Source organism: Streptomyces sp. NPDC037401 (assembly GCF_055602345.1).
In genome coordinates, this window is the sequence record NZ_JBVJWO010000017.1 from 1 (window position 1) to 25,242 (window position 25,242).

General features: G+C 73.5%; 21 protein-coding genes. 11 read left to right on the forward strand and 10 right to left on the reverse strand.

All coding sequences use genetic code 11. The features are described 5' to 3' along the window. Positions 1–113: 113 nt before the first annotated feature. Positions 114–1,043 carry a SigB/SigF/SigG family RNA polymerase sigma factor gene (locus ACZ7H1_RS19755; RefSeq protein WP_470788224.1) on the reverse strand — a complete coding sequence of 310 codons (930 nt, stop codon included), beginning with the start codon at positions 1,041–1,043 and terminating at the stop codon, positions 114–116. Positions 1,044–1,344: 301 nt separating this feature from the next. Here ACZ7H1_RS19755 and ACZ7H1_RS19760 point away from each other — a divergent pair, with 301 nt between their 5' ends. Further along, on the forward strand, positions 1,345–2,397 hold the full coding sequence (locus tag ACZ7H1_RS19760) for a mechanosensitive ion channel family protein (RefSeq protein WP_470788225.1): 1,053 nt from the start codon (positions 1,345–1,347) through the stop codon (positions 2,395–2,397). A 24-nt stretch (positions 2,398–2,421) separates the two neighbouring features. Here ACZ7H1_RS19760 and ACZ7H1_RS19765 read toward each other — a convergent pair whose 3' ends face one another. Further along, complete coding sequence (locus ACZ7H1_RS19765) at positions 2,422–2,844, reverse strand: ATP-binding protein (protein ID WP_470788227.1); 423 nt, start codon at positions 2,842–2,844, stop codon at positions 2,422–2,424. A 319-nt stretch (positions 2,845–3,163) separates the two neighbouring features. Between ACZ7H1_RS19765 and ACZ7H1_RS19770 the strand changes: the two genes are divergently transcribed. After that, a complete protein-coding gene (locus tag ACZ7H1_RS19770; protein ID WP_470788229.1) occupies positions 3,164–3,628 on the forward strand; it encodes an ATP-binding protein in 465 nt (154 codons plus the stop codon). Positions 3,629–3,668: 40 nt separating this feature from the next. Here ACZ7H1_RS19770 and ACZ7H1_RS19775 read toward each other — a convergent pair whose 3' ends face one another. Together ACZ7H1_RS19775 and ACZ7H1_RS19780 are read right to left on the reverse strand one after the other, a co-directional pair. After that, complete coding sequence (locus tag ACZ7H1_RS19775) at positions 3,669–6,200, reverse strand: SpoIIE family protein phosphatase (protein WP_470788231.1); 2,532 nt, start codon at positions 6,198–6,200, stop codon at positions 3,669–3,671. A gap of 65 nt (positions 6,201–6,265) precedes the next feature. After that, a complete protein-coding gene (locus tag ACZ7H1_RS19780; RefSeq protein ID WP_470788233.1) occupies positions 6,266–10,255 on the reverse strand; it encodes a HAMP domain-containing protein in 3,990 nt (1,329 codons plus the stop codon). 377 nt (positions 10,256–10,632) lie between these two features. On the opposite strand from ACZ7H1_RS19780, the gene ACZ7H1_RS19785 reads away from it, so the two are divergent. The 7 genes from ACZ7H1_RS19785 to ACZ7H1_RS19815 all read left to right on the forward strand — a co-directional run bounded on the left by ACZ7H1_RS19785 (position 10,633) and on the right by ACZ7H1_RS19815 (position 14,542). Then, positions 10,633–11,265 carry a hypothetical protein gene (locus tag ACZ7H1_RS19785; RefSeq protein ID WP_470788235.1) on the forward strand — a complete coding sequence of 211 codons (633 nt, stop codon included), beginning with the start codon at positions 10,633–10,635 and terminating at the stop codon, positions 11,263–11,265. Between the two features lie 138 nt (positions 11,266–11,403). Continuing rightward, entirely contained in the window at positions 11,404–12,489 is a 1,086-nt protein-coding gene (locus ACZ7H1_RS19790; protein ID WP_470788236.1) for a GNAT family N-acetyltransferase, read from the forward strand. A 118-nt stretch (positions 12,490–12,607) separates the two neighbouring features. Beyond that, positions 12,608–12,976 carry a hypothetical protein gene (locus ACZ7H1_RS19795; RefSeq protein WP_470788237.1) on the forward strand — a complete coding sequence of 123 codons (369 nt, stop codon included), beginning with the start codon at positions 12,608–12,610 and terminating at the stop codon, positions 12,974–12,976. A 75-nt stretch (positions 12,977–13,051) separates the two neighbouring features. Beyond that, positions 13,052–13,213, forward strand: coding sequence for a hydrophobic protein (locus ACZ7H1_RS19800; RefSeq protein WP_470788239.1), 162 nt, complete (start codon positions 13,052–13,054; stop codon positions 13,211–13,213). Between the two features lie 68 nt (positions 13,214–13,281). Then, on the forward strand, positions 13,282–13,539 hold the full coding sequence (locus tag ACZ7H1_RS19805) for a hypothetical protein (protein ID WP_470788241.1): 258 nt from the start codon (positions 13,282–13,284) through the stop codon (positions 13,537–13,539). 197 nt (positions 13,540–13,736) lie between these two features. Continuing rightward, positions 13,737–14,120: a hypothetical protein gene (locus ACZ7H1_RS19810; RefSeq protein WP_470788242.1), complete on the forward strand. Its 384-nt coding sequence runs from the start codon at positions 13,737–13,739 to the stop codon at positions 14,118–14,120. A gap of 53 nt (positions 14,121–14,173) precedes the next feature. Then, the gene (locus ACZ7H1_RS19815; RefSeq protein ID WP_470788244.1) at positions 14,174–14,542 is read left to right on the forward strand and encodes a PRC-barrel domain containing protein; all 369 of its coding nucleotides are present in this window, start codon (positions 14,174–14,176) and stop codon (positions 14,540–14,542) included. A 6-nt stretch (positions 14,543–14,548) separates the two neighbouring features. Here ACZ7H1_RS19815 and ACZ7H1_RS19820 read toward each other — a convergent pair whose 3' ends face one another. Next, on the reverse strand, positions 14,549–15,559 hold the full coding sequence (locus tag ACZ7H1_RS19820) for a glutathione S-transferase family protein (RefSeq protein WP_470788245.1): 1,011 nt from the start codon (positions 15,557–15,559) through the stop codon (positions 14,549–14,551). 86 nt (positions 15,560–15,645) lie between these two features. Here ACZ7H1_RS19820 and ACZ7H1_RS19825 point away from each other — a divergent pair, with 86 nt between their 5' ends. Continuing rightward, positions 15,646–16,326, forward strand: a complete 681-nt coding sequence (locus tag ACZ7H1_RS19825; RefSeq protein ID WP_470788247.1) for a DUF4230 domain-containing protein — start codon at positions 15,646–15,648, stop codon at positions 16,324–16,326. Positions 16,327–16,499: 173 nt separating this feature from the next. After that, positions 16,500–17,117 carry a response regulator transcription factor gene (locus tag ACZ7H1_RS19830; RefSeq protein WP_470788249.1) on the forward strand — a complete coding sequence of 206 codons (618 nt, stop codon included), beginning with the start codon at positions 16,500–16,502 and terminating at the stop codon, positions 17,115–17,117. Between the two features lie 40 nt (positions 17,118–17,157). Here ACZ7H1_RS19830 and ACZ7H1_RS19835 read toward each other — a convergent pair whose 3' ends face one another. From ACZ7H1_RS19835 to ACZ7H1_RS19855, 5 genes are all read right to left on the reverse strand, one after another. Continuing rightward, positions 17,158–19,014, reverse strand: coding sequence for an ATP-binding cassette domain-containing protein (locus ACZ7H1_RS19835; protein WP_470788251.1), 1,857 nt, complete (start codon positions 19,012–19,014; stop codon positions 17,158–17,160). Continuing rightward, positions 19,011–20,762, reverse strand: a complete 1,752-nt coding sequence (locus tag ACZ7H1_RS19840) for an ABC transporter transmembrane domain-containing protein (RefSeq protein ID WP_470788252.1) — start codon at positions 20,760–20,762, stop codon at positions 19,011–19,013. Before ACZ7H1_RS19840 ends, ACZ7H1_RS19835 begins: the two co-directional genes overlap by 4 nt. Positions 20,763–21,004: 242 nt before the next feature. Continuing rightward, positions 21,005–21,142: a SapB/AmfS family lanthipeptide gene (locus tag ACZ7H1_RS19845; RefSeq protein WP_470788253.1), complete on the reverse strand. Its 138-nt coding sequence runs from the start codon at positions 21,140–21,142 to the stop codon at positions 21,005–21,007. A gap of 99 nt (positions 21,143–21,241) precedes the next feature. After that, complete coding sequence (gene lanKC, locus ACZ7H1_RS19850) at positions 21,242–23,830, reverse strand: class III lanthionine synthetase LanKC (RefSeq protein ID WP_470788254.1); 2,589 nt, start codon at positions 23,828–23,830, stop codon at positions 21,242–21,244. Between the two features lie 99 nt (positions 23,831–23,929). Beyond that, a complete protein-coding gene (locus ACZ7H1_RS19855; protein ID WP_470788255.1) occupies positions 23,930–25,135 on the reverse strand; it encodes an FUSC family protein in 1,206 nt (401 codons plus the stop codon). Between the last annotated feature and the right edge of the window lie 107 nt (positions 25,136–25,242).

The window sequence follows — 25,242 nt, forward strand, 5'->3', positions numbered from 1 at the left end:
CCCCCCCCCCCCCCCCCCCCCCCCCCCCCCCCCCCCCCCCCCCCCCCCCCCCCCCCCCCCCCCCCCCCCCCCCCCCCCCCCCCCCCCCCCCCGGGCCCGGTGCCCGCCTGTGGTCACGATGCCAGCATGCCGCCCCGCAGCCGCACCAGGGTGCGGGAGAGCAGCCGGGAGACCTGCATCTGGGAGATGCCGAGCACCGCCCCGATCTCGGCCTGCGTCTTCTCCTCCCCGAACCTCATCCGCAGGATGCGACGGTCGCGCTCGTCGAGCTCTGCGAGCAGCGGCGCGAGGGTGTGGAACTCCTCGAAGAGCTCCATGGCGGGATCCACTTCGCCGATCGTGTCCGCGAGGGAGCGGCCGCGGGAGCGCGACGGCGCCGCGTGCTCCGCGGAGTCGGCGTTCGCGTCGAGCGAGTCCGTGGCGTAGCCGTTGGCGGCGACCAGGCCTTCCAGTACCTCCTCCGTGGTGAGGCCCAGGTCTTCGGCGAGCTCCTTGACGGTGGGCGCCCGGCCGAACAGGTCGGTCAGCGACTGCTGGCTCTTGGCCAGTTCGACGCGCAGCTCCTGGAGCCGGCGCGGCACGTGCACGGCCCACGTGGTGTCGCGGAAGTACCGCTTGATCTCGCCGGTGATGAACGGTACGGCGAGGGTGACGAATTCGACGCCGCGGTCGGTGTCGAACCGGTCGATCGCCTTGATCAGGCCGATCGTGCCCACCTGGATGATGTCGTCCATCTCCGCCCGGCCGCCGGCGGTGCGCGCCCGGAAGCGCCGCGCCGCGTAGTGGACCAGCGAGATGTTCATCTCCACCAGGGTGTTGCGGACGTACTGGTACTCGCGGGTGCCCTCCTCCAGGGAGCGCAGCCGCAGCAAGAACGTCTTCGACAGCTCCCGCGCGTCGGCCGGGGCCATCTCACGGGCCTCGGTGATCTTCGGCAGTTCTCCGGGCAGGCCGGCGGCCCCCGCTGCTGCGGGGCACGCTTCCGGGGCGGCCTCGGCCTCGGTCGGTCGGACGGTCGGGGCAACTGCTGCGGAGCGGGTCATGGTCAGGCCTTTCCTCCCGGCGATGAATGGCTTCCCGAGCCCCCTGCCCCCCATCCGGGTGCCTACACGGCTCCCCGCCGATTCCTTGCCCACGGGTGACCCAGGCCACGTGCAGATATCGCCATATATGCGCTAAATCGGTCACTAGGGGCGCCAGTTGTCCGCGATGTGAGACGGAAAACGGGAGCGGGACGGCGAGGGCGCCGCCTCCCTGCGGCCCCGCCGCCGACTTCCGTTTGCCCGCAGGCTCGTCGGGCACCCGCGCACGGATCCCGTTCCCTTACCGACCATGCGAGGTGTCATGAACAGCCTTCTCCGCCTGCTGACCGTCATGGGCGGCTCGGTCCTCCTCACCCTCACCGTCGGCTGGCTCGCCGACCTCCTGCTGCGGCGCGCCGACGCCCGACACCCCGAAACGCCCCTGTGGAGCCTGCTGCGCCGTTGCGGCTGGTCGGTGCGCGTGCTCCTGCTGGCGGTGCTGCTCCGCGCGTCGTACCGGCAGATCGCGTGGGAGCCGCTGCGGGAGCACGAACAGGCCGTGGGCCGGGGCCTGTCACTCACTCTGATCGGCGCGAGCGCGTGGCTGGTCGTCCACGTCACGTCCGCCGTGGTGGAGTCCTCCTACGCCCGGTACGCGACCGGCAGCCGCGACCCGTCCCGGGTCCGGCGGGTCCGTACGCAGGTGACGCTCATCATGCGGATCGTCACCGCCGTCGTCGCCGTCGTCGCGGCAGCCGCGATGCTGCTCACCTTCCCCGACTTCCGCGCCGTCGGCACCTCCCTGCTCGCCTCGGCCGGCATCATCGGCGTCGTTGCCGGCGTGGCCGCGCAGTCCACCCTCGGCAACCTCTTCGCCGGGTTCCAGATCGCGTTCGGCGACATGGTGCGCATCGGCGACACCGTCGTCGTCGACGGAGAGTGGGGCGTGGTCGAAGAAGTGACGCTCACCTTCCTGGCCGTCCGCACCTGGGACGAGCGCCGGATCACCATGCCCGTCTCCTACTTCACCTCGCGCCCCTTCGAGAACTGGTCGCGCGGCGGCATCCAGATGACCGGCACGGTCTTCCTCCACTGCGACCACGCCGCCCCCTTCGGCCTGATGCGCGACAAGCTCAGGGAGATCCTGGACGGCTGCGAGGCCTGGGACGGCCGCGGCTGGGACCTCGCGGTCACCGACACCACCCCCACCACCGTCCTCGTCCGGGCGATCGTCACCGCGAAGGACGCCGACGACCTGTGGACCGCCCGCTGCGCCGTGCGCGAGCAACTGGTCGCCTGGCTCGCCGAGAAGCACCCGTACGCCCTGCCGCGCATCGCCACGTCACCGGCCGTGCCCGCACCCCGCGACCGGTGACTCCGCCCGCCGGGCCCGCGCCCGTCACGGCGTCCCGCCGTGCGGATCGGCCGCTCCGGGCGGGCGGAAACACGCGGTGATCGCCTTGCCGCCGTGGAAGGAATGCACGTCGACCGCGTCCGCGAGCGCGTCGACGATCCCCAGGCCGCGCCCCGACGTCGCCCCCGCGTCCGCCTCCCGCGGCCGCGGCAGCCGGGGATCGGAGTCCGCGACGCTCACGTGCAGGCAGCAGCCGTCCCACGTGAGGACCAGATGGGCCGTGCTCGCCGCGTGCACGTGGGCGTTGGTCACCAGCTCGGACACCGTCAGCAGGACGGAGTGGGCCGTGTCCGGGGCCCCGCGGGTCCAGGCCAGGGCCGACAGGTGCTCGGCGGTCCACTCACGGGCCGCCCGTACGCCGTTCGCCACCGGAAACGAGTGGGCCCAGCCCACCGCGCGCACTGCCAATGCCCTCACCTGGCCCTTCGCCTGACATCGTCACACCTCGTGTACCCCGTGCGACCGGGGACATCCACCGCGCGCAGGCCCGCACGAACGGGTTTCGGAGCGCGTGTTCCGGCCATACGAGCCACGGACGCGCGGGACGACACGCGTGCGACGGACGTACGCGAGGGACCTGCGGGACGGACGTACGGAACACCCCGGAGCGCGGGGGGAGAGGAGCCGGCGCGTGCCGGAGGTGTGCCGAATGCCCCTGACCCCACCGTGGTTCCACGCCGTAGGCTGGATCAGGACCAGGTCTGCGCGGCGGGAAAGGTGTGCGGGGATGGAGAAGGCTCCGAAGGTGACGCCGGCTGCGGCACCGGGAGGGCCGACGGCTGCGACGGCGCGCGCGCAGGTACGCGACTTCCTGGCCGCCCGCGGCCTGGCGGGCGGAGCCGAGGCCGACGCGCTGCTGCTCGTCGTCACCGAGCTGGTCACCAACGCCCAGCGCCACGCCGGCGGGGTGACGGGCTTCCGGCTGGCCGCATCCGGACGGAGCGTCACCGTGGCGGTCGGTGACGGCAGCCCGGACGCCCCCGTCGACGCCTCGTCCCCCGCCTGGCAGCCCGGCGGGTTCGGCTGGCCGCTGATCCAGCGCCTGACCTCCCGCGTCGAGGTGTGCGCGGGCCCCGAGGGCAAGCAGATCACGGCGACCGTCACCTGGCCCGGCACGGGCAACGGCCCGCCGCCGCCCGCGCACGGCCGGGCCGCGGCGCCGAGCCCGGACCGATCCCGGCGCTCCGACTGATCCCGGCTCCGGGCCCGACCCCGGGGCCCGCCGGAACTCCTCACACGACCTGGACGCCGATGAGGCACGTGTCGTCGTCCGTGTCGGACCTGCTGTGCGTCAGGAGCCGGTCGAGCCGGGTCTCCAGACTGGGCGCGTGCTTCCCGGCCAGGGCGATCAGCTGGTTCAGCGAGTCCGTGACACTGGCGTCCCGCCGCTCCACCAGCCCGTCGGTGTACATCAGCAGCGTGTCCTCGGGCTCCAGCAGTGCCTCGCCCTCCTCGAACGCCGCGTCGGGAAGCGCGCCGAGCAGCAGCCCCGGCAGGAGAGGGAAGGCCTCCGCGTCGTCCTTGCGGATCAGCACGGGGGGCAGGTGTCCGGCCCGGGCCCAGCGCAGCAACCGCGTGGCGGGGTCGTAGATCCCGCAGACCGCGGTCGCCGTCACCTGGTCCGTCAGGTGGTGGGCGACGACGTTGAGCCAGGACAGCAGCTGCGCGGGCCCCGCCCCGGTGACCGCGAGCCCCCGCAGCGCGTTGCGGAGGACGACCATGCTGGTCGCCGCCTCGATGCCATGACCCGCGATGTCGCCCACGCACAGCAGGATCCGATCGTCGGGCAGGACGACCGCGTCGTACCAGTCGCCGCCGACGAGCGCCTCCGACTCGGCCGGCCGGTAGCGCACCGCGATGCGGATTCCGGGCAGCTCCAGGGGCTCGGCCGCCGGCATGATCGCCTGCTGCAGGTGCAGCGTGAGACGAGCCTGCTCGGCGGATTCCGCCTCGGAGTGGGCCAGCTGGTCGCGGGTCGCGGCGAGCGCGACCTCCGTCCAGTGCTGGGATGAGATGTCCTGGTACGCCCCCCGGATGGCGTGCAGGGAACCCTGCGCGTCCAGGACCGGTTCGGCGACGACGCGTATGTGGCGGGTGATGCCGTCCGGGCGCTGCAGCCGGAAGTCGAGAGCCGCCTCGCGGTGGTGGTGCAGCACGGTGCGCAGGAAGCGGCTGAGGACGATCGAGTCGTCCGGGTGGGCGTGGAGCGGCAGTTGCTCCAGCGGCACCGGCGCTGCGCCGCCGGGCAGCCCGTACAGCGCGAACAGCTGGCCGTTCCAGGTGATCTGCCCGGTGGTGACGTTCTCCTCGAAGCCGCCGATGCGGCCCAGCCGCTGGGCGTGCTGGAGCAGGTTGGCCAGCCGTGCCGCCTCGTCCTCGATCCGCCAGATGAGTAGCACCGCGTCGCCGTGCCGGCTGATGCTGACGTCCGCGACCGCCGTCAGCGGAACCTCGTCCACGATGGCGGTCAGCGCCAGCCGCTGGGTGCGGAACGCCTCGCCGGTCGCGTGGACCCGCTCGATCTTGTCGAAGAGGCCGTTGTCGTCCGCGGCCAGCGGATAGGCCTCCAGGAAGAGGCTGCCGTTGACCGAGCTGCGCGGCCGGCCGGCCGGGTCGGCGAACCGCGCGTTGACGTGGTGGATGCGGAAGTCGGCCAGCCGGCCCGCCGAGTCGCGGTAGGGCGCCAGGATCAGCGCCGGATCGTGCAGGTTGTCCGCCAGGTCGACGAGCTCTGCGGCACCCGCCAGCGGGGGCCGGTTCCGCGGCCCGGGGGCCTCGTCCGCAGCCCCCGGGTGCTCCAGCGTGTGGGCGCACAGTTCGGCGAGGGCCTCGATCTGCCGGACGACCTGGTGCGGCTGGGGTGCCAGCGGATGCGGCCAGACCACCTCCACCACGCCCTGGATGCGCCCGCCGGTACCGGCCGGCACGGCGATCCGGCCGCCGTCGGGGTACCGCTGCCGGCCGATCGAGGGAAGCCCGGCATCCGACAGCCGCGAGACGAACGCCGGGCCGCGATCGGTCAGCGCCAGCCGCCCGAACGTGGCCACCTCCGGTGGTACGTAGCGCCAACGGGCCGCCTCCTCCTCGCTGAAACCGGCCTGGGCCGCCAGCGTGAACGACGAGTCCGGACCCGCCACCCACACCGCCACCCCGGCCGCCCCCAGCGGCCGCAGGGCGGTCTCCAGCAGGGCCGCCGCCACCGACTGGGTGTCGGAAGAGGCCAGCAGCCGGCTCTCGGCGCTGCGCAGCCGCACCGCCGTGGCCCCTGCCGAGCGGCTGGTGCCGTCCGCGTCGCCGGGACCGGGCCGGTCCTGCGAGGTCAGCTTCAGGAACTCCTCGGCGACCTCGCTGACGTGGTCGCGCGCCGCCTGGTTGATCACCTCGACCGACAGCTCGAGCAGGGAGATCTGCGACTGCTGCGCGAGCGAGGTCAGCTGCTGGGCGGCGGCGGTCGGGCTGCAGCCGAGCTGTCCGACGAGGACGCCCTTGGCCATCTCGACCAGCGCGCGGCCGTCGAAAGCCTCCTGTGCGGCGCGCACCTCGTCGCGCAGCCGCGACACGGTGGCGGCGAGCCGTCCGGCCGGGCCGTGCAGGCCCGCGCCGGCCGCCTGCCCCTGCCCGGCGGCGTCCCCGGCGGGCGGAGAGCCGGTCGCGGGGGCGGGGGCGGGAACGAAGGGGCGCGGTCCTGCGCTGCCGCCCGCGAGTGCGGGCCCGGTCGCGCGGGCCGCGTCGTACGGGCCTGTCGAGTGCTGGGAGTTGTTCACCGTGAGGTCCGGCTCCTTGGGTGTGGCGGGCAGGTGCGGCGGTGGGCGCCCGGCGCCCGGACCGCCTACGGCACGAGCCACCGCCGTACGCGGGCGATGAGGTCACCGGCGTCGACCGGCTTGGTGACGTAGTCGCTGGCACCCGCCGCGAAGCTCTTCTCGCGGTCGCCCGGCATGGCCTTCGCGGTCACGGTCAGGATCGGCAGCTCCGCGTACTGCGGCATGCTGCGGATCTGCGCGGTCGCGGTGTAGCCGTCCATCTCCGGCATCATCACGTCCATCAGGATCAGGTCGATCGCGGGAGTCGCCGTCAGGGCCTCGATGCCCTTGAGGCCGTTCTCCGCGTGGACGACCCGGACGCCGTGCAGTTCGAGGATGCCGCTGATCGCGTACAGGTTGCGGGCGTCGTCGTCGACGACGAGCACGGTGCGCCCCGCGAGGCCCTCGTCGACCGGTCGGTGCCGGTCGGCCACGTGCTCGTCGGCCCGCACCAGGGGGAGCACGTCACCGGGCTGGTCCGCCGTGAGGTGCAGCGCGATCCGTTCGCGCAGCTCGTCCAGGCTGGAGATGACTTCCAGGGGCTGGCTGGTCGACCGCCGCCGGAGTCTCTCCTCCTGCGCCGGAGGCATCCGCCGGCTCTCGTGGGCCAGCACCGGCAGGCCCGACAGGGCCGCGTCCCCGTCGAGCGCCTCCAGGAAGTCGTCGGCCGCGCTGTCGGGCAGCCCCAGTTCCAGCACGATGCAGTGCACGGCGTCGGTCGCCAGGGCGGCGGCCGCCTCCTCGGGGCTGACGGCGGTGACCACTTCGACGGTGTCGTCGGAGCTCATCGGCGCCCTGCCCGCCGTCAGGTCCTTGGCGGCGCTCTCGGCGACGAGGGTCAGCAGGCCGTTGGCCCGCTCCTCGATGACGAGCAGCCGCCGCCGGTGCGGGCCCGCCGCAGCGGTCCGCTCCGGCTGCCCGGACGCCGCCTCGGCGGGCGGCGCTGCCTGCGCGGGCACGCGGGGCGTGAGCGGCCGGTCGGCGAGATCCGGCCCGGTGAGCGGCAGGTAGAGCGTGAAGGTGGACCCTTCGCCCACCACGCTGCCGGCGGTGACGGCACCGCCCAGGAGGTGGGCGATCTCCCGGCTGATGGACAGGCCCAGGCCGGTTCCGCCGTACTTGCGGCTCGTGGTGCCGTCCGCCTGCTGGAACGCCGCGAAGATCGTCTCCAGCTGCTGTTCGGGGATGCCGATGCCGGTGTCCTTGACCCGGAAGGCGACCATGGCCCCTGCCTGCGCACCGGCGGGCAGCTCCTCGGCGCCCGCGGGCTCGATGCGCAGCTCCACCCGGCCCGTCTCCGTGAACTTCACGGCATTGGACAGCAGGTTGCGCAGGACCTGCCGCAGCCGGGAGTCGTCCGTGAGCAGGTCGACGGGGGCGCCGGGCGCGGTCGAGATCTCGAAGTCGAGGCTCTTCTGCCCGGTCAGCGGGCGGAAGGTGGCGTCCACGTAGTCGAGCAGCTGCCGCAGCGGCACGCGCTCGGGGTGGATGTCCATCTTCCCGGCCTCGACCTTGGACAGGTCCAGGATGTCGTTGATCAGCTGGAGCAGGTCCGAGCCGGCGGAGTGGATGATGCCGGCGTACTCGACCTGCTTCGGGGTCAGGTTGCGCGTCGGGTTCTGCGTGAGCAACTGGGCCAGGATCAGCAGGCTGTTGAGGGGAGTGCGCAGTTCGTGGCTCATGTTGGCCAGGAACTCCGACTTGTACTTCGAGGCGAGGGACAGCTGCTGGGCGCGCTCCTCCAGCGCCTGACGGGCCTGCTCGATCTCCAGGTTCTTCGTCTCGATGTCCTTGTTCTGCGAGGCCAGCAGCGCCGCCTTCTCCTCCAGTTCGGCGTTGGAACGCTGGAGTTCGTCCTGCTGGATCTGCAACTCCGCCGACCGGGCCTGCAGTTCGGCGGTCAGGCGCTGGGACTCGCCGAGCAGCTCGTCGGTGCGCGCGTTGGCGATGATGGTGCTGACGTTGGCGCCGATGGTCTCCATCAGCTGTTCCAGGAAGTCCCGGTGGACGGAGGTGAACGGCGTGAACGCCGCCAGCTCGATCACGCCGAGCACCTGGTCCTCCACGCTGATCGGCAGCACGATCAGGCTCGCCGGGGCCGCCTCGCCCAGTCCCGAGGAGATGAGGTACCCGGCGGGCACGTTGTCGGTGGCGATGACGCGCCGGCTGCGGGCCGCCTGGCCGACCAGCGAGACGCCGAGCCGGAAGCGGACGGGGTCGGGGGAATCCGTAGGGCGCCCGTACGAGCCCAGCAGCGTCAGCCAGGTGGCCCCGTCCGTCTCCTCGGCGAGGTAGAAGCCGCCGTATCCCGCGTCGACCAGCGGGGCGAGCTCGTCCATGACGAGCTCGGCGACCACGGCCAGGTCGCGCCGGCCCTGCATCAGGCCGGAGAAGCGGGCGAGGTTCGACTTGAGCCAGTCCTGCTCCTGGTTGGCCCGCGTCGTCTCGCGCAGGGAGCCGACCATCGAGTTGATGTTGTCCTTGAGTTCGGCGACCTCGCCCGACGCGTCCACGGTGATGGAGCGGGTCAGGTCGCCCTCGGCCACGGCGCTGGCGACCTCGCCGATGGCCCGCACCTGCCGGGTCAGGTTGCCGGCCAGCTCGTTGACGTTCTCCGTCAGCCGCTTCCAGGTGCCGGACACGCCCTCCACCTCGGCCTGGCCGCCGAGCCGGCCCTCGCTTCCCACCTCCCGGGCCACGCGGGTCACTTCCGCGGCGAAGGAGGAGAGCTGGTCGACCATCGTGTTGATGGTCGTCTTGAGTTCGAGGATCTCTCCGCGGGCGTCGACGTCGATCTTCTTCGACAGGTCGCCGTTGGCGACGGCGGTGGTGACCAGGGCGATGTTGCGGACCTGTCCGGTCAGGTTGTTCGCCATCGAGTTGACGTTGTCGGTCAGGTCCTTCCACGTGCCGGCCACGTTGGGGACGCGCGCCTGGCCGCCGAGCCGGCCCTCGGTCCCCACCTCGCGGGCCACGCGGGTGACTTCGTCCGCGAAGGAGGAGAGCTGGTCGACCATCGTGTTGATGGTCTCCTTCAGCTCGAGGATCTCTCCGCGGGCGTCGACGGTGATCTTCTGCGACAGGTCGCCCTTCGCGACGGCCGTGGCGACCTGCGCGATCGAGCGGACCTGGTCGGTGAGGTTGTCGGCCATGGAGTTGACGGAGCCCGTGAGGTCGCGCCAGGTGCCGGAGACGCCCTTGACGTCGGCCTGGCCGCCGAGCCGGCCCTCGCTGCCCACCTCGCGGGCCATGCGGGTGACTTCGTCGGCGAAGGAGGAGAGCTGGTCGACCATCGTGTTGATGGTGTTCTTGAGCTCGAGGATCTCTCCGCGGGCGTCGACGGTGATCTTCTGCGACAGGTCGCCCTTGGCGACGGCCGTCGTCACCTGGGCGATGTTGCGGACCTGGTCGGTGAGGTTGCCCGCCATGAAGTTGACCGAATGGGTCAGGTCGCGCCAGGTGCCGGAGACGCCCTTGACGTCGGCCTGGCCGCCGAGCCGGCCCTCGCTGCCCACCTCGCGGGCCACCCGGGTGACCTCGTCCGCGAAGGAGGAGAGCTGGTCGACCATCGTGTTGACGGTCTCCTTCAGCTCCAGGATCTCGCCCTTGGCCGCCACGTCGATCTTCTGCGACAGGTCTCCGCGCGCCACCGCGGTCGCCACCTGCGCGATGTCCCGCACCTGCGTCGTGAGGTTCCCCGCCATCGCGTTCACCGAGTCGGTCAGGTCGGCCCACGTACCGGAAACGCCGGGGACGCGCGCCTGCCCGCCGAGCGTGCCCTCGGTGCCCACCTCGCGGGCCACCCGGGTCACTTCGGAGGTGACGAGCGACAGCTGGTCGAGCATGCCGTTGAAGACGGTGGCGATCTCTCCGAGCAGCCCCTCGGACCCGTCCGGGAGCCGGATGCCGAAGTCGCCGTCCCGGACGGCCGTCAAACCCGCGAGCAACTGCCGCAGATCCTGCTCGCCCACGGCCGCTCCAGGTCCCTCGGCAGCAGCTTCCGCATGCTTCGCCATCGTCCCCCGCCTCACTCGCTCCAGGCAGCGGCCGCCACGGCCGGAGCCACGACAGCGGCCGTCTGCGGCCGACCGACAAATGCCAAGCAGGCTACCCGCACGCTTGAGGAGCTTCCGGTTCCGGGTGCGAACCGGCGGCCGAAACGGTTCACACACCCCTGGCGGGACCCGGCTCAGGACCCGGGGACCGGAACGTACGGCGGTACGCGCGGGGCGGGACGACGCGGGAGCCCGCCCCGGCGTACGAGGACGGCCACCCCATCGCCGCCGCCTCTTCACCCACCCGTAAGGAGGCCCTCTAGCTCGAAGGTTCGGATGGGCGAGCCTCCTCATTCGGCGGTGGAGGCCCCGTCTCCTCGCCGAGGATGGACCTCGTCATGACGGCGTGCTCTGTCCTTCCTCCCCCGGCTCCGCCTTCCCGCCTCTCCCGCCTCGTTCCGGCGGCCGGCGGAGGAGCGGCACGGGCTGCCTCGTCCGTCCTCCTCGCGACGGTACTGGCAGCCGTCGGCCACCACCTGGTCCTCGGAGGCACGTCCAGCACGACCTGGTGCCTGCTCGCCGCACTGGGACTGATCGCCGGCGCCCTCACCCGGGCCGGGAGCCCGGGCTCGCTCAGGGACGACCTCGCCGCCATGGTGGTCGCCCAGGCCGCCGCCTGCTGGTGCTTCGTCCACCTCGCCGAGGGGGACGTCTCCTGGGCCACCTCGTCCCTCGAGGGTTCGTGGGGCGTCTCCTATCCCGTCGTGACTCCCGTCGTGGCCGGGGTCCTGCACGCGGCCGACCGCGCCTGCGCCTGCCTGTTCACCGCGGTACAGGAGGAGCTGGACTCCTTGGCCGTACGCCTGCGCGGGCTCTTCCACCCGTGCAGCGTCCCGACCGGCTCACGGGACACCGGGCGGTCCGTCTGGCTCCGCCGAAGCCAGGGCGACGTGTTCCCCTGCGAAGTGCTCCTCGCCGACACGGTGGTGCGCCGTGGGCCCCCGCGGGTACAGCCGTACGCCGCCGTCTGACGCTTCACCGGGCGGCGGCGTACGGCACCCCGGCGTCCACGCGCCCGGCAGCCCCTCCGGCTGCCCGCGCCACACCACGCGTACGGGCCGGTGCACCGGTCTGTCCGCGTGAGCCCCGTTGCCACACCAGGAGCCCGAGTGAACGACAGCCGCATCGACGTGATGCACCCCGGCGACATGACGCCCCGCGACCTGGACCTGTGGAGCGAGTTGCGGACGGCGACGGCGCCCGTGGCCAACCCCTTCATGAGCCCGCAGTTCTGCCGGGCGGTCGGCCGCGTCCGGCCCGGCACCAGGGTCGCGGTGGTGCACCAGGGCGGCGAGCCGGCCGGCTTCTTCCCGTTCGAACGCGACCGCTGGGGCCGCGGCCGCGCGATCGGACTGGGCGTCTCCGACTGCCAGGGCGCCGTCCTGCGCCCCGACGTGCGCCTCGACCCCCAGGGCCTGCTGCACGCCTGCTCCCTGAGCGTGTGGGAGTTCAACCACCTGGAACACGGCCAGGACCTCTTCATCCCGTATGCCGTCGAGCAGTTCGCGTCGCCCGTCATCGACGTCGCGGACGGCTTCGCGGGCTACGAGAACCTGCTGCGCGCACGGTCGCGGAAGTTCCTGAAGTCCACGCGCGCGCAGGAGCGCCGACTGAGCCGGAACGTCGGCCCCCTGAGGTTCGTGTTCGACGAACGCGATCCGGAGGTCCTGCGCACGCTCATGGGGTGGAAGTCCGCCCAGTACCGCCGTACGGGCCGGCGCGACCGGTTCGCCCAGGAGTGGATCTCCGGCCTGGTGCGCGAGCTCGCCGACACCACCGCACCCGACTGCTCGGGCCTGCTCTCGGTGCTCTACGCGGCCGACAGGCCCGTCGCCGCGCACTTCGGCCTCCGCTCGCGCACCGTCCTGTCCTGCTGGTTCCCCGCCTACGAACCGGCGTTCGGCAAGTTCTCACCCGGTCTCGTCCTCTACCTGCGGATGATCGAGGCTGCGGCGGCCGCCGGGATCGGCTTGCTCGACCTCGGACGGGGCGAGGCGGCGTACAAGAACACCCTGATGACGAGGGAGCTGACCGTGCACGAGGGAGCCCTCGTCCGGCCCGGGCCGGGGGCCGCGCTGCACTGGCTCAGCCGCGAACCGGTCCGCGCCGCCCGCCGCTTCGTACGCGACCGCCCGCACCTCGCGGGCACGGCGGTCCGGACCCTGAAGGCGGTCGGGCGCATGCGGGACCGCTGAGCCCGGCGCGCAGGAGCCACCGAGGACCTGGGTACCGGCCGGGGACGACCCGGGGCGGGACCCGGGTCCTCCTGCGCGATCCGGATCGGCCGGCCGGTCCCGGGGCTACCCTCCGACCATGGAACGCGCAGAGGTGCTCAAGCGAGTCATCGGCATTCTCACCGAAGCCCAGGAGATCCGCCGGGCGGTGGAAGCGGACGAGGCGGACGACGGCGACGACGGCGCGGCAGCGGGGATCGTCACGCACCTGCTGAACGAGATGCTGCCGTCGATCAGCGTCCCGGCCGATTCCTCCCCCCAGCAGGTGGCCCGCCTGGTCGCAGCGGCCCTCGGTCCGGCCCTGCACACGATGGTCTCCGGTTTCAGCCTCGCCTTCACGAGCCTGGCCATGGTGCACGACGACGGCCGTACGGACGTCTCCTCGCTCGAAGTCCTCCAGCAGCTCGCGCTCGAAGTGGAGGCGGGGACGTACGACGAAGGCCCGTAGAGGGCCCGTGGAATCCGCAGTCGTGCGTGTCGCTGCGGAATTCCAGGGCAAGCGGTGCTTCGGAGGTTGATATCCATGGTCCCCCTGCTTCTCGTCCTTCTCCTGGTCCTGCTTCTCTTCGGCCTGGGCTTCGCGGCAAAGATCCTCTGGTGGATCGCCATCGCGGTCCTGGTCCTCTGGCTGCTCGGCTTCGTCGCCCGCCCGGCCGGTGGCAGCGGCCGCTGGTACCGGTGGTAGCGGAGCCGCCGAACTTCCGCGGCCGCCGAATTCCGCGGCCGACGTCAAGGAAAAGGAAAGGCACACCCATGACCGATCAGCTGAAGAAGCCGAACGAATTGACGGCCCGGATTCCCGAGCCCGTACGGGACAAGGCCGTGCACGCCGGAAAACAGGTCGCGGCAGCGGCCTCCGGCGCCGCTGCGAGACTCCACGACAGCACGCCCGAACCGGCGCGCCGCACGACCCGCCGTGCGGCGCAGACCGTGCGCCGTCACCCCGCCGCGCTGCTCGTGGGCGCCGCGGCCCTCACCGCCGTCGTGGTACGGCGGGCACGGCGGAACTGACCGCGCCGCGAAGGATCCCAGCGCCGGCCGACCGGGGATCTCCCGGCCGGCCGGCACTGTGGGATGTGGCCTCATTCACCCGCATTCGCCCGCATTCGTGCACGACCTGCCGCATCAACGGCAGCCTTCCGGGCACACGCACCTTCATGCACCGACGACATGCGAGGCACTCCCGCCGCGGGCGGACCACCGGCCGGATGCGCCGCAGGATCTTCGCCTACCGGGCGGTCGACTTCCTGCCCGCCCACATCCCCGGCGATCCCGGCCCCGGCGAGGAATGCCTCCTGCTCGTCCACATCCGCAAGGTCGTCGGCCAGGTCCACTACCGGATCTGCACGCGCTGCGGCGAGGGAGTGATCACCGGCGTCGACATCGACCGTCGCCTGCGCGACACCGGCCTGGGCACCAGGGCCCTGTCGCACCTGAGGTCCTGCCACCCGGACATCGCCTGGCACAGCACGCTCACGCTGCGCGCCACCCGCGACCTCCTGCGCCGGCTGCGCATTCCGACGGCCACCGCGGGCGGGCTCTGCTCCCATCTGCCGGGTCGGACCGCCGAAGCGCCGCCCGCCGCCGTCTGAGCGGACGTTTACGCAAGTGTTCTGCCGTAGAGCCGAAACAGAGGAGTTGTGACATGACCGACGACATGTGGGTTTACCGTTCCGGCATCGTCCACCCGACGGGCGAGGACCTGACCGGGTTCCGCGTGGAAGCCGCCGACGGGCACATCGGCAAGGTCGACCGGCATTCGAGCGAGGTAGCCGACGCCTATCTCGTGGTCGACACCGGAGTGTGGATCTTCGGCAAGGAGGTGCTGATCCCCGCCGGGACCATCACCGGGGTGGACCGGGAGGCAAGGACGGTCCACGTCGACCGGACCAAGGACCAGATCAAGGCGGCTCCGGAATTCCACCGCGACAACCACCTGCGCGACCCGGACTACCGGCTGGCGATCAGCAAGTACTACGGCGGGATGGGCCCGTTCGGCGGTCCGGTCGTCTGACGCGCCTCACGCCGCCCCGGGACCGTGGTCCGCCGGTACGGCCTCCGCGGGGTCCACCGGCCCGGGGGGCGTGCCGTCGCCGAACGGCCGCCCGCCCAGCGCGGCGCGGCCGTGCGGCGCGAGCCACCCCGACAGGTCCGGTCCCGACGGCACGATCGCGGTCGGGTTGATGTCGGAGTGCACGAGGTAGTAGTGCCGTTTGATGTGGTCGAAGTCGACCGTGTCGCCGAACCCGGGCGTCTGGAACAGGTCGCGCGCGTACGCCCACAGCACCGGCATCTCGGTCAGCTTGTTCCGGTTGCACTTGAAGTGGCCGTGGTAGACGGCGTCGAAGCGCACGAGCGTGGTGAACAGCCGTACGTCCGCCTCGGTGACCGTGTTGCCGACGAGGTAGCGCGAGGTCGCGAGCCGCTGCGACAGCCAGTCGAGCCGGGCGAACAGCCGCCCGTACGCCCGTGCGTACGACTCCTGGGACCCGGCGAACCCCGCCCGGTACACGCCGTTGTTCACGTCCGCGTACACGATGTCGTTCACCGCGTCGATCGCCGGCCGCAGCGCGGGCGGGTAGAGCTCCGGTGCCCCCTCCCGGTGGTACGGCGTCCACTCCAGAGACATGTCGAGCGTGATCCGCGGGAAGTCGTTCGTGACCACCCGGCCGGTCGGCACGTCGACGACCGCCGGCACCGTGATGCCCCGGTCGTAGCCGGGATCGCGGGCGAAGTACGCCTCCTGGAGCCGCTCGTAGCCCAGCACCGGGTCCCGCCCGCCCGGGTCGAGGTCGAAGGTCCAGCTGCGCTCGTCGTGCACCGGTCCGGCGACGGCCATCGGCAGCGCCTCCTCCAGCCCGAGGAGGCGGCGTACGATCACCGCCCGGCTCGCCCACGGGCAGGCCCGGCTGACCACCAGCCGGTAGCGGCCGGGTTCCACGGGGAACCCGTCGCGCCCGTCGGCCGTGATCCGGGTGGTGAGGTACCGGCTGTCGCGCGAGTACTCCTCGCCGGGGTGTACGTAGGTCACGCACCCGCACTACCCGGGGCGGCGGCTGCGGAAGCGGGCGCTGGCCCGAACGGGTTCGGCGCAGGCCCCCGGGGCATCCGCACGGTATGGAGACTTCCACGCAACCACCTTCACGGGCAAAGGAGTCGGGGAGGAGCCTCTCCCGCCGGACGGTGACGGCGGCCGCCGTCCTCGTGGCGCTGGCCGCGTTCCTCGTCCTCGCCGGTCGCCTCAGCCTGCTCCCCGGCCTCGGCGGGCTCTTCGGCGACGAGACCCGCGACCGCTCCGGCCCCGCCGTCCTCGAGTCGATCCAGAACATGAGCCGTTACGAGGGAGCCGTCGGGAACTTCCAGGTCGTGGTCGACCTGGAGAAGGACGCCAAGCTGCTGCCCGACGCCATCCGCGGCACCCGCACCCTGTACGTCGGCGCCGGAACGGTCGGTGCGTACGTCGATTTCGGCCGGATCGGCGCGGAAGACCTCACCGTGAACGCCGACCGCACCGAGGCCGTACTGCGGCTGCCGCACGCCACCCTCGGCGCCCCCGCACTCGACCCGGGCCGTTCGTACGCCGTGTCCAAACAGCGCGGCCTGCTCGACCGGCTGGGCGACCTCTTCTCCGGCAATCCCGCCGGTGAGCAGGCCGTCCAGAAGCTCGCTGTCCAGCACATCTCCGGCGCGGCACGCGAGAGCGGCCTCACCCGGCGCGCCGAGAAGAACACCACCGCCATGCTCGAGGGCCTGCTCCGCTCCCTCGGCTACCGGCACGTCACGGTCACCTACGCCTGAGCCGCGGACCGCACGGCGTCACGGGCCGCAACCCCGCCGGATCCGTGCTGCGTGGACCTTGGCCGGAAGCGGACTCCGTGCGCCCCCTGCGCTCCCGTCCGTACGTTCCGCCACGCGTGAGCGTGGGCACCCGGATGCAGTCGAGTCCGAGTCCGAGCCCGGAGGGAAACGCGATGACGAGCGTTCTCGTGCTGCACAGCGTCAACCTGGTCAGGTCCGCCCTGGCCGCACTGCTGAGAGCCGAACCGTCCTTCGACGTCTCGTCGGCGGGCTGGCGTACGGCAAAACGCCATGCGGAGTCCTTACAACCCGACGTCTGCGTGGTGGACGTCGACTGTCCGGAGGCGGTGGCGGTGCTGGCGGGCGAGCACGGCGGGCCCGGCCGGAACGTCTTCGGCCGCCGCCCCGCCCCCGCCCTCCTCGTCCTGGCCACCGCGAACGCGCCCGGCTCCCTGCGCAAGGCCTTCGACGCCAAGGCCCGGGGGTACGTCGACAAGGACGGCTCGCCGGGACGCCTCGTCCGGGCCATCCAGCGGGTCGCGGAAGGGGAGCGGTTCGTGGACGCCTCGCTCGCCTCCGCGCTCATGGAGGTCGACCACATGCCGCTGAGCCCGCGCGAGCTCAGCGTGCTGGCCCGCGCCGCGGAAGGCGACTCCATCGCCGAGATCGCCCGCGCGCTGCACCTCGCCAGCGGCACCGTGCGCAACTACCTGGCCGCCGTCACCCGCAAGACCGGCGCCCGCAACCGCGTCGACGCGATCCGGATCTCGCGGCGCTCGGGGTGGGTGTGAGCGGGCCGCCCTCGCACCCCGGCGCCGGCGCGGCGCACGGTCACCGGCCTTCGCGGGCCTCCCACAGGCCGGCCAGGTCCCGGTAGAGCGGGGAGCGGCCGGGCAGGTCCTCGTGGGTGCCGCAGACCGCGCGGGTCCCGTCCAGCACCAGCACCCGGTCCGCGCGGGCCGCCGACGAGATGCGGTGCGCCACGACGATCAGGGTGCCGGGCCGGGCGGCGAGCGCCCGCTCGGCCCGCGCCTCGGTGTCCGGGTCCAGGTGGCAGGTGGCCTCGTCGAGCAGCAGCAGGGGAGCGGGGGAGAGGTGGGCGGCGGCGAGCGCGAGCCGTTGCCGCTCGCCCTGCGACAGCCGCGCGGGCTCCAGCGCCGCGTCCAGGCCGCCGAGCCGGCCGACCAGCTCCCCGAGGTCCAGCGCCGCCAGGGTCCGCTGCAGCAGGTCGTCCGTGGCCTCGGGATGCAGGTGCAGCAGGTTCTCGCGAACGGTTCCGGTGAAGACGTACGCCTGCTGGGGGAGCAGGGTGCGGCGCGGGTCGGGTACGGCGGGGCCGCCGGTACGGGCGGGCCGCAGGGCCGGAGTGCCGGCGACGAGGACCGAGCCCCGGTCCGGCGCTAGCATCCCCGCGAGCAGCGCGGTGAGCGTGGACTTGCCGATGCCGCTGGGGCCGACGACCGCCAGGTGCTCGCCGTGCCGGACCGTGAGGTCGAGCCCGTCCAGTACCGGCCGCGCCCGGGGCCCGTACGCGAAACCCACGCCGCGCAGCTCGGCCGCGGGGGTCTCGCGCGCGCCGGGTGCCCCGGGCGTCTCGGGTGCTTTGCGCGTCCCGGGTGTCCGGATTGCTGGTGCGGGCTCGCGGGGCGTGGGCGGCGGCGGTGCCGGTACGGGGTCGCAGAACCGCTCCAGGACCACCAGCAGCCGGGTCCCGGCCGCGCCCAGCGCCGTCATCAGCTGGTGCAGCGCGGGCAGCAGGGACTGCATGAGGTACGTCAGCGCGCCGACCAGGGTCCCCGCCGTGACCCCGCGTGCCAGCAGCCACGGCGTGGCCGCCAGCAGGGCCGCCACCGGCAGCCGGCCGGCCAGGCCGAGCGCCAGCGTCCGTACGGCCGCCCAGCGGGCCAGCGCCCGGGAGAGACGTTCCTCGGAGGTGATCAGCGACCGCACTCCGGCCCCTGCCGCCCGCTCCCCGCCGCACGCGACGACGTCGCGCAGTCCGGCGCCCAGCGCCCCGACCCGGGCGGACAGTTCCTCGTCGGTGTCGAGGAAGGCCCGCTGGACCCGGGCCATCGGGGCCAGCGTGGCCAGGAAGACGCCGAGCCCCAGCAGCAGCGGCGGCAGGACGACGGCCAGGAGGAGCGGTGCGAGGGCGGCCATGCCCAGCAGCGCCCCGGCGGCGGTGAACAGGAAGGAACGGGCCGTCAGGACCAGTCCGGCGAAGGAATCGCGTGCCATTTCACACTGTTGTGTCACGCGTGAGACTGCGCGCGAGTCAGCGCGCGCCGGATCGGCCACCGCCGCGTCCAGCGCCCGCGTCACCGCCCGCCGCACCAGACCGTCCCGCAGCGGCTCCACCAGACCCGCGAGTGCGCCGAACACTCCGCGCAGCGCGAAGCCGCCCAGCAGCGCCGCCGCTCCGGCGAGCGCCAGCCAGGCGAGTCCGGTACCGGTCCGGCCGGCCAGGAATCCGTCGTCGAGCGCGCGGGCCACCCCGTATCCGCCCAGGAAGGTGTGGGCGGACTCCAGGAGCGACCAGCCGCCCAGCACCGCGACCGTGCGTCCGCGCCCCCGCAGGAAGCGGCGCGCCTCGGGCGCCACCCGGCGCAGCGCTCCCCGCTCCGGGGGCCCCTCCCCGGCCCCGGTCGCGGCGTGGGCCTTCGCCGCGTCCGCGCGCAGGGAGCTCATCGTGCCGCCTGCCGCCGCAGCGGTGCCTCCGCGGCCGCGGGGGGACCGTCCGGGGCGCCCGCCGCGTCCGTGAACACGGCGCGGTAGGCGGGGTCCCCCCACAGCTCGCGATGGGTTCCGGTGGCCCGGACGCGGCCCTCGTCCAGCCAGATCACCATCCCCGCCCGGGCAGCGGACGAGACCCGGTGGGCGACCACCAGCCGGGTGCCGGGCCGCACGTCCCGGGCGAGGGCGCGCTCCACCTCGTGCGCGGTCACCGTATCCAGGCCGGACAGTGCGTCGTCGAGGATCAGGAGCCGCCCCGCGTGACAGAACGCCCGTGCCAGTCCGAGCCGTTGGTACTCGCCGCCCGACAGCGGGGCCTGCGCCTGCCGGGTGCCGTAGCCGTCGGCAAGCCGGCGGACGAAGGCGTCGGCACCGGCCGCCCGCGCCGCCGCCCGGACCGCAGCGGCGTCCGGGGGCGGTCCGGCGCCGAACGCGATCGCCTGGCCGACGGTCGCCCCGAACAGGGCCGGCCGGTCGAAGGCGTACCCGGCCTCGCTCCGCAGCGGGCCGGGTGCGAGGGCCTCGAGCGGGACGCCGTCGAGCAGCACCGTGCCCTCGTCGGGAGCGGTGAGCCGTCCCGCTACGGCGGCGAGCAGCGACTTGCCGGATCCGGAGCGGCCGACCACCGCGGCCGTGCTCCCGCCGGGGACCAGCAGGTCCACACCGTGCAGCACGGCCTTCCCGTCCCGCACGACCGTGACCCCGCGCAGTTCCAGGGTCCCCGGGCCCCCGTCCGGCAACTGGGCCGTGCCCTGGTTCAGTTGGGGGAGGTCGAGGAGTTCGTGCGTACGCCGGGCGGCCGCACGGCCGCGGACCAGGGCGCCGAGCTGTCCGGTCACCGCGCCCACGCCGGCTGCCAGCGCCGCGTACCGGAAGGCCGCGAGGACGTCGCCGACCCCCAGTGCGCCGGCGGCCAGCCGGAGCCCGGCCACGGCGAGGACCGCGTAGAGCAGCAGCGGCATCAGGGCGCTGCTGCGCGCGACCGTTGCTCCGTAGACGCGCCACATGCGCCGTCCCTCGGCGGCGAGTTGGCCGAGTCCGGCCAGGATGCGCCGGCGCTCGCGGTCGGCGGTGCCGGCGGCGGCGATCGTGCGGGCTCCGGCCATCGCCTCCACGAGCCGTTCGGCTATGCCCAGTTGGGCCTGCTGGTAGGACGAGACGCTCGCCGAGGAGTCCCGGGCGAAGGCCCGCAGGAGTACCAGCAGCAGGGGCAGTCCGGCCAGGAAGGCGAGCGCGGTCCAGACGTCGATGACGAAGAGGGCGATCAGCCCGCCCAGCGGCGGCAGCAGTGCGGCCAGCCCGGTCGCGGCCGTCGCGGGCACGGTGGCGGCGTCGGCGGTGTGGGCGGTGATACGGGCGGTCAGGTCCCCGGGTGCGAAGCGGGCGGCGTGGTGCGGCGCGGACCCGAGCAGCCGGGACAGTGCACGGCGCCGCAGCCAGGCGGTGGAGCGGGCGCCGATCGTCCCGGAGAGCGCGGTGGTGCCGGAGTCGAGGAACACCTCGGCCGTCACGAGCGCCGTGCAGAGCGCGACCCAGGCGGAGGCGTCACGGTCGCGCGCCAGGAGCAGTTCGAGGGTGTGGCCGAGGACGGCCGGTTCGACGAGGGCGGTGGCCGCCGCCGCCACCGAGCAGACGAAGGCGGCCGTGGTGCGGCCCGCGCTGTGCCTGGCGGCCGCGGCGAGGGTGAGGTCGGGGGTCGTCATCCCGGTACGTCCTCCGGAGGGTGTGGTGCGGGACCGGGGGGGGGGGGGGGGGGGAGGGGGGGGGGAGGGGGGGGGGGGAGGGGGGGGGGGGGGGGGGGGGGGGGTACGGGGGGGGGTGGGGGGGGGAGGGGGTGGGGGGGGGGGGTGTGGTCGTCCCCCCCCGGTCCCGTCCTGGGGGGGGTGTGGCCCGCCCCTGGCCTCCTCCCCCCCCCGGGTCCGGAGTGCCGGGGTGCCTACCCGGGTCAGTTACACGTGGTGAGGCTCAGGCTGCTGTCGCCGCAGAGCAGCAGGCTGGCCCGGCTGCCGCCGCCACCGCCGCCGGTGGCCTCCGTGGCCTCTTCCTTCGGCGTCTCCAGCGACTGCAGGTCGAGAAGCGACATGTCCGTCTCCGTTTCTTCGATGGGTACTTCGCATGGATGGGCGTGGATCGGTACCGCGGGTGGTGCGGGTGGTGCGCTTCGTGCCGGTGGTGCGGTGGGTCACGGTCCCGTCAGGGACCGGCTCTGGGGCCGCCCGGGGGGCGGCAGGAAGGGCAGGTGCGCGCGCCCGCCGGACGCCGCCGCACCGAGTGCGAGCAGGACGCCCGCCGTCCCCGTGGACAGGTCCATGGACAGCCGCATCATCTGCTCGCCGGGGAAGGCCAGTTGCTCCTGGTAGGGCACGGCGTGCCGGGCGAGGGCGTCGATCTGGCGCCCGACGTCGGCGGGCCCGGTGCCCGGGCCGGGTGCCGTCGTGCGGGCCAGGTGCAGCACCATGCCCGCGGCGCCGCGGAAGAGGCCGGGCTGCGCGTAGAACGTCGCCTGCGCGGCCTGCACGATCTGCCCGCGCGCCTCCTCGAACTGCTCGTCCGCGGCATGTGCGAGGTAGTCGTCGAGCACCATTCCGATGCCGACGCTGCCCGCTCCGAGGTAGGGCATCGTCCGCCGGCCCTCGTTCACCTGGAGCGTGCCGTACACGCTCGGCACGCAGTGGGACAGGTCGCGGCGCAGGGCATCGGCCGCGAGGTCGCGCAGCCGCGGCTCGCCCGTCCGCTCGTACAGCCGCAGGAACAGCAGCGCGGGACCCGAGGAACCGTGCAGCAGCCCGGCCCGGGTGAGGTCGGGAGCGGTGAGCGCGACCTGCTCGGCGCAGCGCCGCGCCGCGGCGTGCAGCGCATCGTCTCCCGTGGACGCGGCCAGCGCGTCCAGGGCCAGGCCGACCCCCGCGAGCCCGCCGTGCAGATCGGGCCCGATGTTCTGCCAGGGCTGGCGCACGACGAGTTCGGCCAGTTCGAGGGCCCGGCCGGGGTGGCCCAGCCGGTCCAGCGTCCACGCCAGGCCCGCCAGCCCGTCGTAGAAGCCGAGCGGTGTGCCGGAAGCGGGGTCCTTCGTGCGCGCCAGCAGCCATTCCTCCGCCTCGGGCCAGGGCTCCGCGCCCGTCTCCGCCAGCGCGTGGAGCACCCCGGCGGCGCCGAAGCCGAAGCACAGCCCCCCGGCCGGCCCGGCGAACTGGGCGGCGTCCCCGGGAAAGAAACGATCCTCCCGTTCCGGTGTGGCCGAGGCGCGCAGCGCGGCGGTCAGCGAGGCGCGGCTCGCCGGCCAGTCGCCCGGCTCCACCGGGAGGTACGGCGCCGGGGGCCGGGCCACCCGCCCGCGCTGCGATGCGGGATCGGGCCCGGCGAGGATCTCCTCGACCGCCTCGTCCAGATAGCGGCGCGGTACGGGGAACTGCGCGGCCGCGACCTCCGCCAGGTGGGCCGCCTTCCCCCGGTCCAGCGCCAGCAGGCTCGTCAGCGGGAGGAAGAGGGCGAGCCGCAGGCACGCCAGCGCGTACCGGTCCACCGCGAACCCCCGCCGGTCCGCCGGGGCGACGAACGCCGGGTTGGCGACGGTCTGCCGCAGTCCCTCGTCGACGTGCGCGGCCGCCTCGAAGTCCAGCAGGGCGACGGACGGTTCGCCGGTCTCGTCCTCGGACACCATGATGTTGAAGAGGTGCAGGTCGTTGAAGACCACCCCGCGGGCGTGCACGGCCCCGACCGCCTCCGTCACCTGCGCGTGGATCTTCATGGCCCACTCGGTGTACGCGAGCAGTGCGGCCGGGTCCGGGTCCGCCTCGATCAGCGGGTGTCTGCGGGCGAAGTAGGTGTTGAGCGGCTTGCCTTCCAGGTGTTCCAGCGCCAGGAAGCGGTGGTCGCCGACCGTGAACGCGCCGCGTACCGCAGGCACGCAGTCGAGGCCGGCCAGCAGCTCCAGGGCGGTCTGCTCGCGCCGCAGCCGGGCCACCGCGTCGGCGCCGTCCGCCGCGAGACCGGCGTGCGGCCGGCCCTCCTTGAGTACGACGCGCTCGCCGGTTCGGCCGTCCCGGGCGAGATAGACGCCCCCGCCGTTGGAGAAGTGCAGGGCGCTCTCGACGGCGTACGGCATGTCCGCCAGCGTGAGCGCCGCGCGGGCGTCGAGATGGGGCGCGAGGAAGTCCGGGAGCGGCACCCACTCGGGCAACCGGAAGACCGGCCCGCGCAGGTCGGGCACCAGGCGCCCGTCCGGGTCCTCGACCGCGGGACACAGCTCGCCGTTGCCGTCGTAGCAGTGGCGCAGGGTGAAACTGCCCCAGCGCAGGTACACGGGCCCGTTCCCCCAGCGCAGGTCGCTGAGGACGTAGGGGCCGGCCTCGCCCGCGAGCAGCCGGTCGAGGTCCTCCGCGACGGCGCGGCACTGCTCCTCGTCGGCGGGGTAGACGGTGAGGAACTTCCCGCTGCCGGCCCGGTCGGCGTACTTGGCGTTCCGGGTGTGCAGCAGGTACCTGCTCGGTACGAACTTGAACGCGATCCCCCGCTCCAGGCAGTACGCGTACACCCGGTCGAGGACCGACTCGGCGTTGTCGAGCGTGGCCGACACGTGGATCTTCCAGCCCTGGGAGGGCAGTTCGAGCCCGGCGGGGCGCAGTGCGAGCCAGTCTCCGCTGCGGTGCGAGCCCCAGCCCTGCGGTGCGGGTGCGAGCCCTGCGGCGTACCGGCCGCCCTCCGCACGCCGGTACGGCGCGTCGTAGAACCAGCGGTCGGCGTCGCAGAAGGCGGCGTATCCCTTGTTCACCCCAGCTCCCTCGGTCGGCGACGAACACGACGGTGTCACGCGGCCTCGGGGCTGCGACAGTCACAGCTGTCACCGATGGACCGTGCGATACGCACGAGTTCACTTGCGGGCGCGACGGCCGGTGAAGCGCTCCAGCCGGGGTCGGCGGGCCCTGCGCGCGCGGGAGTGCCGGTCCAGCTCCTCCATCAGCCGCTGCGAGCGCTTCTCCACGCTGAGCTCGTCGAGCACCCGGTCGAGGTCCGCGAGCAGGGCCCCGTACAGCTGCCAGTGGGCGGGGTGAGCCCGTACGTGCTCCAGCAGCAGCGGCGCGAGGCGGTCGCGGCTGGCGCGGGCCGTGGCCAGCTCCCGCGTCAGCCGGGCCTCGGCCTCCTCGGCATTGGCGCTGACCTGCGCGGTGATCAGCTGGGCGAAGCTCTCCACGGCGACGGCCAGGTGGTCGCACAGCTCCCGCAGCACGCCCTTGACCGGGGGCGGGAACAGCGGGCCGTCCGGGCGGGCCGTGGCGAGGTCGGTCACGGTGCGGCAGCACACGCGGAGCACCACCGCGCAGATCTCCAGGGTGTCGAGGCCGGTGCGCAGCAGCAGGCGGAAGAGCAGGCCCTCCTTCACCCTCGGGTTGAGCCGCAGGCTGTCCTCGGCCTGCCGCAGCGCGGCGTCGACCTGCGCGATGTCGTTGTCGAGGCGCCGGGCCTCGTGCAGGCGGGCGACGGCATCCTCCACGGCCGCGGGCGCATGCCCCTCGGGCGTGCGGGCGAGGTGGACGAGCAGTCCGCGCATGCGCCCGGCCAGCCCGTCGATGGCGCTGCTGGCCGACCCGACCCAGACCGGCGGCGCGACGAGCAGGTTGACCAGCAGCCCGACGGCGGCACCGATCAGGGTCTCCAGCACCCGGTCCCAGGCGGTGTCCGCGATGCGGGTGACCCCGAGGACGAGCATGGCGCTGATGGCCACCTCCGGTACGAACTCGTCGACGCGCACCAGGTGCCCCACGACGAGCGACGCGAGGATCACGAGGCCGAGGCTCCACCAGGTGAGCCCGACCAGCGCGCTGAAGCCGATCGCGATCAGCACGCCGGCGATGACCGAGTTCACCCGGCGCACGCTCGTGGTGAGCGTCGAGTAGAGCGTGACCTGCACGACGAGCAGCGCGGTCAGCGGCGCGGTCAGGGGCGCCGGCTCGCTGCTGAGCTGCAGGGCGATGACATAGCTCAGGACGGCCGCGGCGGTCGAGCGCAGGGCCTGGACGGCCACGGGCTCGCGGTAGCGGCGGAGCAGGCGGACGAAGGGAATGATCGCTTCCGGCATACCTGCTTCCCTTCCCCGCTCAGGGCGTATGACGCGCCGCGGACCGGTCGGCGGCCCCGTGATCTGCGGACACGCCCCGGCTCCCGGAGCTGTCGGAGCTGCTGGGA